Here is a 12,443-nt window from a genome sequence, read left to right as displayed (position 1 = left end):
ATTAGTAGCGGGTGGAGAATTTCAAGACGATAGGCGAAGTTCTGGACCCCACCCTCTCGTCCCATCCGGAGTCCCCGGCCGTCGAGGCGGTGTCCGGGGTGTGGTCGTACGCCGAACTCGATCAGCAGGCACGTCGCGTCGCCGGCGCGCTCTGGTCACTCGGGGTACGGCCCGGAGACCGTGTCGCCGCATGTCTGCCCAATGATCTCGACATCGTCGCGGCCTTTCACGGCACCCAGCGGATCGGCGCGATCTGGGCCGGCATCGGGGAGGCATTGTCAGAAGAGGAGCAGGACGACGTCCGCGAACTCTGCCGGCCGTCGGTGATCCTGGCGGGCGAGAGGTGCCGCCTGGTCTCCCCCGAGGTTGTCGACGCCGGGCGATGGTCCGATCTGCTCGACGGGGACGAGACGGCACCGACGGTCGACATCGACATCGACGCGCCTGCCGGTATCGCGTTCACGAGCGGAACGTCCGGACGACCCAAGGCAGTGGTGCACAGCCAGCGCAATCTGTTGCTCCCGGGTGCCGCACTCCGGGCCGGGCGCGGCTTCGACCGGACGCTGCGCAAGGGCGACAGCTTCCCGCTCACCATCCTCAATCTGATGGTGCTGTCCACCCTGCTCACCGCCCAGTGCGGGGGCTGCGCCGTGGTGATGAACCGCCGGGACGTCGACGGCGTCGCCGAGTGGATCGCCGGCCGGGGCGTGACCGTGTGGAACGGCGCCCCGGCACAGCTCTATGACCTGGCCAGACGTCCGCACATCGATCTGGGTTCGCTCGAGGAGGTGTGGAGCGGCGGCAGTGACACCTCCGACGAACTGCGCGCAGACTTCGCCGCCGCCCACGGGATCATGCCCCGCGCGACCTACGGCCTCACCGAGGCGCCCGCAGTCGTGTCGATCGATCCGGTGGGCGAGGACTGGCGGGCCGGGGCGAGCGGGCAGGTGCTTGATCACTATGACGTCGCCGCCTACGACGACGACGGCAGGCGGCTGTCCGCGGGCGAGCTCGGCGAACTGAAGGTCACCGGCCGCACCGACGGCCCGTGGGCGGATGCCTGGCGCCCGATGCTGGGGTACTGGCAGCACGACGGTCTGCGTCCCGCCGAACCCGGACCGGTGCCGACCGGGGATATCGGAACCGTCGACGGGGATGGCTGGCTGACGGTCCTGGACCGCAAGAAGCTGGTCATCATCAGGGGCGGCGCGAACGTGTATCCGCTCGAGGTCGAACGCGTCATCGGGTCCGACCCGGACGTCACCCGGGTAGCGGTGTACCCGGTGCCCGACAAACGCCTCGGCCAGCGGGTCGCCGCCGTGATCGAGAGCGAGGGACGCAAGCCCGTCGACTTCGACTCGCTCGCCGAGCGCTGCCGAAAAGCTCTGTCCCCCTACAAGGTCCCGGAGATCTGGTCCCAGATCGACGCCCTGCCGGTCAACGCGATGGGTAAGGTGCAACGGACCGACCTGATCGACCTCGTCGAGAGATCCACGAGCAGGAGCAGCACGTGACACCGCGCCCCGGCCACCGCCCCGCCGAGATGTTCGACCTCGACGGCCGGGTGGCGATCGTGACCGGCGCGTCGTCGGGACTCGGCACGGCCGTGGCGCAGGCGCTGGCCTCAGCCGGGGCGCGCGTCGCGGTGGTCGCCCGCCGCCGCGACCGACTGACCGAGATCGCCGAACGCATCGACGGCGTGCCCATCGCTTGCGACCTGTCCGATCTCGATCGGGTGGGAGACATCGTGCCGGAGGTGGCCGAGGCCCTCGGGCCGCCGGAGATCGTGGTCAACGCCGCGGGCAGCATGTTCACCGAGGAGCGGGCCGAGTCCGAACCCGTCGACGCCATCCGACAGACCATGGGATTGAACCTGATGGCGCCGTTCCTACTGGCGCAGAACGTCTTCCCGCACATGCGGGCCATCGGACGCGGCTCGATCGTGAACATCTCGTCGATCAGTGGGCGGGTGGGCATACCCGGCATCCCCCAGGCGTCCTACGCCGCCAGCAAAGCCGGCCTGTCGGGGCTGACCGCCGAACTGGCCGTCCAGTGGGCACGACATTCGATCCGGGTGAACACGGTGGCGCCGGGCTTCTTCCGCAGCGAGATCACCAGCCCGTTGTACGAGAGTGAGCGAGCCGCCGAATACCTCCGGCGCAACACCCCGCTGCCCATGCAGGGATCGGCCGACGACATCGTCGGAGCCGTGGTCTGGCTGGCCGGAGATGCGGCAGCATATGTGACGGGACAGACCATCGTCGTCGACGGCGGCTGGACCGCACGCTGACGAGAGATCGTCAACCAGTCAAGTATTGCTATCCTTATGAGGATTGACGTAACGTCGGCCTCAACGACTTTTCTCCCTTGGGAAGGAACGGCTTTGCAGAAGTTTTCGGCTGTTGTCATCGAGAAAGGCGAGTCCGGCCAGTCGGTCTCGGTCAAGGACCTGGAGGCATCCGAGCTCCCCCAAGGCGATGTCGAGATCGCGGTGGACTACTCCTCGCTGAACTTCAAGGATGCGCTCGCCATCACCGGCAGCTCCCCCGTCGTCCGGTCATTTCCGATGGTGCCCGGCATCGACCTCGCAGGCACCGTCGCCGAGAGTTCGCATCCGGACTGGTCCGCGGGTGATCGAGTGGTCTTGAACGGTTGGGGCGTCGGCGAGTCGCATTGGGGCGGCTTCGCCCAGCGCGCTCGGCTGAAGGGCGATTGGCTGATCCCGTTGCCCGCGGAGTTCACGTCGCGTCAGGCGATGGCCATCGGGACCGCCGGTTACACCGCAAGCCTCTGCGTCGAGGCATTGCTCGACGCAGGCGTGCGACCCGATCAGGGCGAGGTCCTCGTCACGGGTGCGACCGGCGGCGTGGGCAGCGTCGCGATCGCGTTGCTCACCAAGGCCGGTTTCTCCGTTGCCGCGTCCACCGGGAAGACCACCGAGTCCGCATACCTCGAGCAGTTGGGGGCCACCACGATCGTCGATCGGGCCGAACTCGCGGAGAAGGGCAAGCCTCTGCAGAAGGAGCGCTGGGCCGGCGTCGTCGATTCCGTCGGCAGCCATACCCTGGCCAACGCCTGCGCGCAGACCCGGTACGGCGGTGCGGTCGCAGCATGCGGCCTGGCGCAGGGCATGGATTTCCCGGCGTCGGTCGCGCCGTTCATCCTGCGCGGTGTGTCCCTGCTGGGCATCGACAGTGTGATGGCACCCAAGCAGCGCCGCACCACCGCCTGGAATCGATTGGCCCGCGACCTGAATCCTGATGCGCTGGAATCGATCGCGCACGAGGTGTCCCTCGCGGACGCGATCACCTCGGCGGGACAACTCATGGACGGCACGATTCGCGGCCGAATCGTCATCGACGTCAATCGATAGATCGGGAGAACACGTTGAGCAGCACGACCGAATCGAAGACCGAGGCCACCGAGCTCGATCTGTCCGATGTCGACCATCGGGTCGGCAAGCCGATCGGCGGTGGGCAGCTGTGGGATCCGTGCACTACGTCCGACATCCGCCGGTGGGCCATGGCGATGGACAACCCGAACCCGATCCACTGGAACCAGGAGTTCGCTCGGGAGTCCCGGTACTGCGGCATCATCGCACCCCAGTCCATCGCGGTGGCACTGGATTACGGCCACGGGGCGGCACCCGCCTGTGTCGGGCACATCCCCAACAGCCATCTGATCTTCGGCGGTGAGGAGTGGTGGTTCTACGGCACGCCCGTGCGACCGGGCGACAAGCTGTTCCAGGAACGTCGCTTTCACGACTACAAGGTCGCGGACACCAAGTTCGCGGGACCGACGATGTTCTCCCGTGGCGACACCACCCACACCAATCAGCACGGCGCCCTCGTGGCGCGGGAACGCTCGACGGCGATCCGTTACCTCACCGCCGAGGCCACCAAGCGCGGCATGTACGACAACCAGGTCGGCGTCGTCAAGAAGTGGACCAACGACGAGCTGATCGAGCTCGAGGCGCTGCGACGCGAGTGGCTGCTGTCGAATCGTCTTGGGGTGTCACCACGGTTCGACGAGGTGAAGGTCGGCGACACACTGCCCCGCCGGGTGATCGGGCCGCACAGCATCGCGTCGTTCACCACCGAGTACCGCGCGTTCCTGTTCAACATCTGGGGAACGTTCGAATGGGTTGCGCCCGAGGGGATCGACGACCCGTGGGTCTACCAGGATCCGGGCTGGGGCGAGGGCTTCGGGTTCGACGAAGAGGACGCGAAGATCGATCCGCGCAAGCGGGACGGGCTCTACGTCGGCCCGTCCCGGGGCCACATCGACGCCGAGAAGGCCGGCGAGGTCGGCATGGCGCGCGCCTACGGGTATGGCGCGACGATGGGCGCGTGGTGCACCGACTTCCTCGCCAACTGGGCGGGCTACGACGGCATGGTCCGCCACACCAAGGCGGACTTCCGGGCTCCGGCCTTCGAGGGGGACGTGACCTACTTCGACGCCGAGGTCATCGACAAGCAGCCCGAGTCCGAATGGGGCGTCCCGCTCGTCCAGATCAAGTTGAAGCTCACCAACCAGGACGGCGCCGGCCTGGTGTCGTGTACCGCCGAGGTCGAACTGCCGCGCTGAGGCGGCATCACACCTGTCATCCAAGCGAGGTCAGCCATGAGCACCCCGTCCACAGTCGTTGCGCCGTCGGTCGCCACAGGTCCCCCGCTCGGTGACGAGCCCGGTCTCGGAACCCTCACGCTGCCAGGCTTTCTCCGCGAGGTGACCGAGAAGTTCGGCGACCGGGAGGCTCTCGTCATGCGGACGGCGCAGGGTGCGGTCCGCTGGTCCTACACGGACCTGTGGGAACGGTCGGTCGAGGTGGCACGCGCACTCCGCGCCCGCGGTGTGGGCAAGGACAGTCGTGTCGGTGTACTGATGACCAACCGCGCCGAATGGCTCTCCGCCGTCTTCGGGACCTCGCTGGCCGGCGGTGTCGCAGTCACGCTCAGCACCTTCTCGACTCCTGCCGAACTCGATCATCTGCTCAAGGTGTCCGCTGTCTCGGTGTTGTTGTTCGAGCGCAGGGTCGGGAAAGTCGATCTCGCCGAGGTCCTCACCGAGCTGGAACCACAGCTCGCGACCGCGACACCGGGGACGTTGCGGTCGACGACCTATCCGTTCCTGACCTACGTGGCGACGGTCGGCGATGCCACCGGACACGTCGGTATCGACGACTGGGAGTCCTTCCTGGCGCTCGGGGGCGGCGAGCCACGCGAACTGATCGAGTCGACCGCGGCGACCACCCAGCCCAGCGACACCGCGGTTCTGTTCTTCTCGTCGGGTTCGACGAGCCGCCCCAAGGGCATCGTCAGCGCGCATCGTGGCGTCACGATCCAGATGTGGCGATTCCGCCGTATGTACGGACTCACTCCCGACGACAACGTGCGATGCTGGTCGGCCAACGGCTTCTTCTGGTCCGGGAACTTCGGCATGGCCCTCGGATCCACGCTGGCCAGCGGCGGGTCTCTCGTGCTGCAGTCGATGTTCGACGCTTCCGGGGCGCTGGAGCTGATGGAGTCCGAGAAGGTGAACTTCCCGTTGGCCTGGCCCCACCAGTGGGCCGCACTGGAGGCCGCCCCGAATTGGGAATCGGTCGATCTGAGCAGTCTGCAGTTCGTCGACCGCCACACCGCGCTCGCACGACATGCCACCGTGTCCACGGACTACACCGAGCCCGGACATGCGTACGGGAACACCGAGACCTTCACCATCACAACGTGCTTCGCGGCCAACACGCCGGATGATGTGATCGGCGGCAGCAGCGGCGAGCCGCTGCCGGGAAACACCGTGAAGATCGTCGACGCGTTGCACGGCGACACGGTCCCGGTCGGCGAACGCGGCGAGATCTGTGTCAAGGGACCGACTCTCATGCTCGGCTACCTCGGGACGCCGCTGGCCGAGACCCTGGACGACGAAGGCTTCTTCCACACCGGGGACGGCGGATACCTCGACGATTCCGGCCGGTTGTATTGGGAAGGTCGCCTCACCGACATCATCAAGACCGGCGGCGCCAACGTGTCCCCCCTCGAGGTGGACGAGGTGCTGGTCGCGCATCCGGGCGTGAAGGTCACCCGCACTGTCGGCGTTCCGCACGACACCCTCGGCGAGGTGGTGGTGGCCTGCATCGTGCCCCACGCGGACGCCGACCTCCAATCCGAGGGCATCCGCAGTTACCTGCGCGAGCAGCTGGCAAGCTACAAGGTCCCGCGCCATGTGCTGTTCTTCGACGACGACGAGATCAGCCTGACCGGGAGCGCGAAGATCAAGTCGAGCGACCTCCGCGACCTCGCGACCAAGCGCCTGTCGACGTGAGTGCGGCCCGCCGCGCGCGGCCGCGATGGTGATCAGGATCGATATCGTTGCGCGATCCGCGCGCGGTGGCGGGCGGGCGACCCGTACAACGTGCGATTCAGCGTCGCGCGTTTGAGATACACGTGAATGCCGCTCTCCCAGGTGTATCCCATCCCGCCGTGCAATTGCATGGACTTGCCTGCGATCCGCACCGCCATCTCGCCGGTGAAGGACGCGGCCATGGCGGCCGCAACCGACGACCCCGGTGAGCCGTCGCTCACCTGCCGTACCGCAGAGCCGACCAGCGTGCGCGCCACTGTCACGTCGACGAGCATGTCGGCACAGGCATGTTTGACCGCTTGGAACGACCCGATCTTCCGTCCGAACTGTTCACGCACCCCGGCGTAGGCCACGGTCGTCTCGAGCATCGCCTCGGCCAGACCGAGGCTGTCACACGCGACGGCCGTCGCCGCCCGATCGCACAGCAGGACTGCGGCATCGACACCGTCGCGATACCGCCACACCGAATCGTCGTCAACTCGCACATCCGCCGCGGTGACCCGTCCGAAGGTCCGCGTGGCGTCGACCACCGGTCGGGCCTGCACGTTCAGGCCGTCGACCCGCGGGTCGACGTCGACGATCACCGTCTCCCCTGCCGACGTGATCGCCGGGACCAGGAGTCGATCGGCGTCGGGAGCACCGAGGACGAAGTCTGCGTCGCCACCGAGCACCAGACCGCCCGCGGTGCCGTCGAGGTGAAAATCGCTGCCGTCCGGGTGGTCAGCGTCGAGTGCGAGGACCGGCACCACGTCGCCCGACACGGTCTGCCGGAGCAGCCGGTCCCACCGGTCGCCGGGCTCCACGGTCCCGAGGGCGCCCACGGCCAGTCCGGCGACCGCCGGATACGGGCCGCTCGCCGCCGCGCGACCCATCTCCCGCAGGACCACCGACACCTCGGCGAAGGTGGCGTCCGCACCGTCGTGAGAAGCCGGCACCTCGAGTCCGAGCCACCCCGAACCCGCGATCAGATGCCAATCCACCGCTGCACCGGATGACCTGGTGGACAGCACGTCCCGAGCCACCGCGGAGAGTTCGTCGTGGAGTTCGGCGAGTTCGTCGGCCCGCGTCGACATCAGATTCCTTTCGGTTCACGGGGCAGACCGAGGCCACGCTCCCCGATGATGGTGCGTTGGATCTCGCTGGTCCCGCCCGGGATGGTCCACTCCCACGACCCGATGAAATCGAGGACCCAGGTTCCCGATTCCCATCCGCTCGACAGCGGTTTGCGCAGCTGTGTCTGAGCTGCGAGCCCACCGATCTCGGCCCCGAAGTCCATCACCCGCTGGAGGAGTTCGCTGTAATACAGCTTGACGATGGAGGCGTCAGCCGGCCCGCTGTGATCGGCGACGAACTCCGCGCACAGCAGGCGGAGACCGGTGATCTCGGTCTCGAGAGCCGCAAGGCGATCGGCCACCCGTGAATCATCCAGCGGCCGTGCGCCGTCCGGTCCAGGTTGACGGCAGAGGTCGACAAGCCACGGGAAGCCGCCGTGGCCGAGGCGTTCGGCAAGTTCGAGCATCGTCATCCCTCGTTCGGCACCGAGGGTCTCCTGCGCCACCCGCCAGCCCTCGTTCTCGGGGCCGACGAGCTGCGTCGCGGGGATCTCGACGTCGCTGAGGAAGATCTCGCAGAAGTGCGATTCCCCGGTGGCCTGACGGATCGGCCGGACGTCGATGCCGGGTGAGGCCATGTCGAGCAGAAAGTACGAGATCCCGTGGCGCTTGGGCGCGTCGGGGTGGGTGCGCGCGAGGAGCAGACACCAGTCGGCATGCATTGCGCCGCTGGCCCAGAGCTTCTGACCGTTCACCAGGTAGTGGTCGCCGATCCGGCGCGCCGACGTCGACAGTGCCGCCATGTCCGAGCCTGCCCCTGGCTCGGAAAAGCCCTGACACCAGATCTCACCGTCGAGTATCGCGGGCAGGTGCCGCGAGCGCTGCTCGTCGGTCCCGGCCGCGAGCAAGGTGGACGCGGCATGGTGGATCGAGACGAACGGAAGGACCAGACGCGGTGCGTCATGCGCTGCCAACTCCTGGTAGAGCACCACCTGATCGGCGACCGACATCCCGCCACCCCACTCCTTCGGCCAGTGCGGCACTGCGTATCCCGCACTCCGCAGCGTGGCGAACCAGTCCTTCTGAAAGGCCACGAACGTCTCGCCGGACGCCCCGGTCTGCGCGCTTCGCCAGTCGTTCGGCACGTGTACGCGGCACCAGTCGCGGACCTCGGTTCGAAAATCCTCGGAGCCCTGATCACGAACTGCCGACGCCAACTCCGTCATCGGCGGGCCGCCCGAGTCGCCATCGCCTGCAGGCGTTCCCGATGCTCATCGGAAACCATGGTGACCACCTCGGCCGCGAAACCGGCCTGCAGCGGACCGCCGAGCGCCTGCGACAGGTGCATGTTGACGATGCGTTTGGTGCTCTGTAACGCTTCCCGCGGCTGGGCGGCGAGACGAGTCGCCAGCGCGCGTGCCTCGTCCATGAGTTCGTCGCCCGGCGTGACCCGTGTCGCAAGACCCAGTTCGACGGCGGTGGCCGCGGGGATCCGGTCACCGGTGTAGAGGTATTCCCGTGACCTCAGAATGGGTGTGAGCAGCGGCCAGAAGGCGGCTCCGCCGTCACCGGCGACCAGTCCCACCGCAACGTGCGGGTCGGCGAGATATGCACTCTCCGAGATCAGCACGACGTCACAGAGCACAGCCATGCTGCAGCCGAGCCCCACGGCCGGGCCGTTGACCGCGGCGATCACCGGCAGCGGGAATCTCAGCATCTCGTCGATGATCTCGGCGCCCTCACGGATGCTGTCGTCGCGCGCGACCGGATCGTCGAGGAAGGAGGTGATCCAGCCGAGATCGCCTCCGGCACTGAACGCCCGCCCCGATCCGGTGAGGATGACGACGGCCGCTTCGCGGTCGGCGGCGAGTTGTCGCCAGACATTGGCCAGCGCCCAGTGCAGCGACTTGTTGACCGCACCGAGCTCGCCGGGGCGATTGATCGTCACCACGCGGATCGGTCCGTCGCTCCGGACCGTCAGTTCGTCGGGAAGATCGTAGGTCATGGTGCCACCGACTCCCTGGTCGTCGTCGATTCCGCAGTGCCACCGAACAACCCGGTCAGACCACGTCGGCCGAGATTATGGGTGAGCGCCTCACCCGTTGCCGAGAGACCGAGCGGCAGCCGACGCAGCGGAAGGCTGTGGCGCGACAACCAGGACAGCCTGGTCTCGTCGCAGAAGCCGGTGGCGCCGTGCAGTTGGTGCGCGATACGGAACACGGTGTCGGCGGCCTCGATGGCTGCCAGGCGCAACGCGAGTGCATCGTCGACGGCTTCCGGGTGACCCGACTCGATGCTCCAGAGCGCATACTTCGCCAGGACCTCGACGCCGGCCCGCTCCACCTCGGCGTCGGTCAGCTGGAACTGGACACCTTGCAACTTCGCCAGTGGACGACCGAACTGTTCACGTAGGAGAACGTGGCTGCGGGTGAGTTCCATTGCGCGGTCGAGCATCCCCAGCAGAGTCCAGATCGGCAGGGTGAGCCCGAGAGCGATGTCGGCGGTCCCGTCGTCGTCGAGTGGGTCCAGGACCAGCCCGGTGACGAACCCCGACGTGCGCGGCGATCGTTCGGTCGGCCGCGCGAGCGCGATGCTGCGCCGTCCGGAGAGAGTCACCGTCGCCAGCCGGATGTCGAGATCGGTGACGGGCGCCGCGGGGTCGTGATCGGACACCACCACGAGCCCGTCGACGTCGAGGTCCTTCGGCGCAGAGAGCCGTTCGGCGACCGGGTAGGGCACTGCCCAGTAGCCCGCGCTACGACAGAGTGCGGCCGCCGCCTCGAGTTCGTCGGCGTCACCACGAGGATCGAGATCCCAGGCCCCGAGTCCGGCGAGAACGGGCTCCACGACGGCCGAACGCCCTCGTGGATCACGCTCCGCATCCTCGACGATCCGGTCACCGCCTGCCGACGCGAAGGCTCCCAGCGCGGCCACGCCGTAGTCGATCGCCTCGGTGCTCAGGTCGATGTTCACGAGGCCGCCACCAGATCTCGGGCCAACAGGATTCGCTGCATCTCGATGCTCCCCGACGACACGGTCGCCGCCTGGGAGTAGCTCCAGTGATCCTCGACGTCGAGGCGGAATCGCTCGGCACCCGGGTCGCCCGCCGTGTACGAGGCGATCTCCGCGAGGACGTCCGCGCTCGACTGGTCCAGTGTGGTGACGGCGATCCGGTAGAGCGCGGAGTCGCCCGGGCGCACCCGCCCATCGGCCTGCATCGACACGACCCGGTATGCGAGCAGTCGAGCCCGACGACACCGCACCAACTCCCGGGCCCATCGTGTCCGGAGATCGGACGGCAGCGCCTCCCAACGATCGCCGAGCACCTCGGGCGCCTGCTGTAGCAGGAGCTCACATCGTGCGTAGCGGGCGATACCCACACGCTCGAAGGACAGCACCTCCTGCACCACCGACCAGCCGTCGTCGACGGTGCCCAGGACGTTGGCCTCGGTCACCTGGAGTTCGTCGAAGAAGACCTCGTTGAGGTGATGTGGCCCCAGCATCGATCGGATCGGCCGGACCTCGATGGCCTGGTCGGACATGGGGACCAGGAACACTGTCAGCCCCTGCTGTCTGCGCTCCCCGGTCGAGGTCCGCGCCAGCAGAAAGCACCATTGCGCCATCGTGGCGTACGACGTCCAGATCTTCTGTCCGGAGATCCGCCACCCGTCGCCTTCTCGTCGAGCCGCCGTCCGCAGCGACGCCAGGTCGGATCCCGACCCCGGCTCGCTGAAGCCCTGACACCAGATCACCTCGCCTCGGGCGATCGGCGGCAGGTGCTGTCGTCGCTGGTCCTCGGTGCCGTGTCGCATGATCGTGGGCCCCACCCAGTTGACGCCCATGTACTGCGCACCACGCGGCTCGTGGTGCGCCCACATCTCCTCGCGGACGACGGTCTGCTCCCACACCGAGGCTCCCCGTCCACCGAACTCCTCCGGCCACGCCAGACACAACAGACCGCGGTCGGCCAGGAATCGACAGAAGTCCTGGGCGACGCCGAGATCGTCCGGATCGTCGGTGAAGGCGCCACGGAAATCGGCCGGCACGCGCTCGGCGATCAGTGAGCGCAACTGGTCACGGAGTCCGGCCGCCGCTTCGCCCATCGTGAAGTCCATGCGGGGCACATTACTTCAATCATAACAAGGATTGGAATACTTGAATGGTAAAGATCGCCTGGTTTGGATTAGACTCGGCCGCATGAACGAATCGCGGCCCGCGTGACGACGATCAGGAACGGTCGTGTTCCGCAACGGCGGATCGCCGAGACCGTCGCTGCCGAGCTTCGCGACCTCATCCTGGATGTCGAGGACTACCGTCTGCCCACGCAAGAACAACTCGTGAAGGATTTCGGGGTCAGCTATCCCTCGATCCGGGAGGCCTTGAGGATACTGGAGACCGAGGGCCTGGTGACGGTCCGACGCGGCAATGTCGGCGGCGCCGACGTCCACCGCCCGGACGAGACCTCGGCCGCCTACCATCTCGGACTCTCGCTCCAGGCCGGAAAGGTCACGCTCCGCGACCTCGCGGATGGGCTCCGGATGCTCGAGCCGCTGTGCGCCGCCGAATGCGCCAAGCGATCGGATCGCGCCGAGGTGGTGGTCCCGGCGCTCACCGCCGCGATCGACTCGTCGATCGGTCTGGTCACCGACGGCGTGGAGTTCACCCACACCGCCCGCGATTTCCACGATCTGGTCGTCTCGTTCGCACCCAACGCAACCATCCGGTATGCCGTCGGCAGCTACGTCGCACTGTGGTCGGCCCAGGAAGAGGCATGGGCCGAAGCCCGCACCCGACACGGCGAGTACCCCTCGCAGCTGGAGGCCGAGGAGGCGGTTCGCGCCCACCGGCGGCTGGTCGACGAGATCGCAGCCGGAAACGCCGCCGAGGCCGAGCGCCTGGCGCGTGCCCACCTGGCCGCCACCCAGGCGCTGGTGCTCGAGCGGTACGGCGATCGGATCGTGAACGCGTCGGCGGCGATGTCACGGCAGGCCATCCATCCGGGACGCAGGTCACGGATCTAGGCCACAGATA

General features: G+C 67.6%; 11 protein-coding genes. 6 read left to right on the top strand and 5 right to left on the bottom strand.

What is annotated here, in order from left to right; translation table 11 throughout:
* Positions 1 to 11 precede the first annotated feature (11 nt).
* From OVA31_RS18120 to OVA31_RS18100, 5 genes are all read left to right on the top strand, one after another.
* Positions 12 to 1,514, top strand: a complete 1,503-nt coding sequence (locus OVA31_RS18120) for a class I adenylate-forming enzyme family protein (RefSeq protein ID WP_267628001.1) — start codon at positions 12 to 14, stop codon at positions 1,512 to 1,514.
* Positions 1,511 to 2,290, top strand: a complete 780-nt coding sequence (locus OVA31_RS18115; RefSeq protein WP_267627999.1) for an SDR family NAD(P)-dependent oxidoreductase — start codon at positions 1,511 to 1,513, stop codon at positions 2,288 to 2,290. Before OVA31_RS18120 ends, OVA31_RS18115 begins: the two co-directional genes overlap by 4 nt.
* A 93-nt stretch (positions 2,291 to 2,383) precedes the next feature.
* Positions 2,384 to 3,373, top strand: coding sequence for an MDR family oxidoreductase (locus OVA31_RS18110; protein WP_267627998.1), 990 nt, complete (start codon positions 2,384 to 2,386; stop codon positions 3,371 to 3,373).
* A 14-nt stretch (positions 3,374 to 3,387) separates the two neighbouring features.
* Positions 3,388 to 4,587 (top strand): FAS1-like dehydratase domain-containing protein, encoded by a 1,200-nt coding sequence (locus OVA31_RS18105; RefSeq protein WP_267627997.1) that lies wholly within the window; start codon positions 3,388 to 3,390, stop codon positions 4,585 to 4,587.
* Positions 4,588 to 4,623: 36 nt separating this feature from the next.
* The gene (locus OVA31_RS18100; protein ID WP_267627996.1) at positions 4,624 to 6,321 is read left to right on the top strand and encodes a class I adenylate-forming enzyme family protein; all 1,698 of its coding nucleotides are present in this window, start codon (positions 4,624 to 4,626) and stop codon (positions 6,319 to 6,321) included.
* Positions 6,322 to 6,353: 32 nt separating this feature from the next.
* On the opposite strand, the gene OVA31_RS18095 is transcribed toward OVA31_RS18100, so the two are convergent.
* From OVA31_RS18095 to OVA31_RS18075, 5 genes are read right to left on the bottom strand one after another with little or no spacing between them, the layout of a single operon-like run.
* A complete protein-coding gene (locus OVA31_RS18095) occupies positions 6,354 to 7,433 on the bottom strand; it encodes an acyl-CoA dehydrogenase family protein (RefSeq protein ID WP_267627995.1) in 1,080 nt (359 codons plus the stop codon).
* Positions 7,433 to 8,638 (bottom strand): acyl-CoA dehydrogenase family protein, encoded by a 1,206-nt coding sequence (locus tag OVA31_RS18090; RefSeq protein WP_267627994.1) that lies wholly within the window; start codon positions 8,636 to 8,638, stop codon positions 7,433 to 7,435. Before OVA31_RS18090 ends, OVA31_RS18095 begins: the two co-directional genes overlap by 1 nt.
* Positions 8,635 to 9,417: an enoyl-CoA hydratase/isomerase family protein gene (locus OVA31_RS18085; RefSeq protein ID WP_267627993.1), complete on the bottom strand. Its 783-nt coding sequence runs from the start codon at positions 9,415 to 9,417 to the stop codon at positions 8,635 to 8,637. Before OVA31_RS18085 ends, OVA31_RS18090 begins: the two co-directional genes overlap by 4 nt.
* On the bottom strand, positions 9,414 to 10,385 hold the full coding sequence (locus OVA31_RS18080) for an acyl-CoA dehydrogenase family protein (RefSeq protein WP_267627992.1): 972 nt from the start codon (positions 10,383 to 10,385) through the stop codon (positions 9,414 to 9,416). Before OVA31_RS18080 ends, OVA31_RS18085 begins: the two co-directional genes overlap by 4 nt.
* Entirely contained in the window at positions 10,382 to 11,527 is a 1,146-nt protein-coding gene (locus OVA31_RS18075) for an acyl-CoA dehydrogenase family protein (protein WP_267627991.1), read from the bottom strand. The genes OVA31_RS18080 and OVA31_RS18075 overlap by 4 nt, the downstream gene beginning before the upstream one ends.
* Positions 11,528 to 11,629: 102 nt before the next feature.
* Between OVA31_RS18075 and OVA31_RS18070 the strand changes: the two genes are divergently transcribed.
* On the top strand, positions 11,630 to 12,433 hold the full coding sequence (locus OVA31_RS18070) for a FadR/GntR family transcriptional regulator (protein ID WP_267627990.1): 804 nt from the start codon (positions 11,630 to 11,632) through the stop codon (positions 12,431 to 12,433).
* The last annotated feature ends 10 nt before the right edge of the window (positions 12,434 to 12,443 follow it).

It is taken from the genome of Gordonia sp. SL306, assembly GCF_026625785.1.
Taxonomy (GTDB): Bacteria; Actinomycetota; Actinomycetes; order Mycobacteriales; family Mycobacteriaceae; genus Gordonia.
The sequence above is the reverse complement of the archived record's forward strand: the minus strand, read 5'-3'. Positions and strand labels throughout refer to the sequence as shown.

Coding starts and splice junctions, on each gene's coding strand:
- OVA31_RS18100 (WP_267627996.1), top strand. CDS start 4,624: ATGAGCACCCCGTCCACAGTCGTTGCGCCGTCGGTCGCCACAGGTCCC.
- OVA31_RS18095 (WP_267627995.1), bottom strand. CDS start 7,433: ATGTCGACGCGGGCCGACGAACTCGCCGAACTCCACGACGAACTCTCC.
- OVA31_RS18090 (WP_267627994.1), bottom strand. CDS start 8,638: ATGACGGAGTTGGCGTCGGCAGTTCGTGATCAGGGCTCCGAGGATTTT.
- OVA31_RS18085 (WP_267627993.1), bottom strand. CDS start 9,417: ATGACCTACGATCTTCCCGACGAACTGACGGTCCGGAGCGACGGACCG.
- OVA31_RS18075 (WP_267627991.1), bottom strand. CDS start 11,527: ATGGACTTCACGATGGGCGAAGCGGCGGCCGGACTCCGTGACCAGTTG.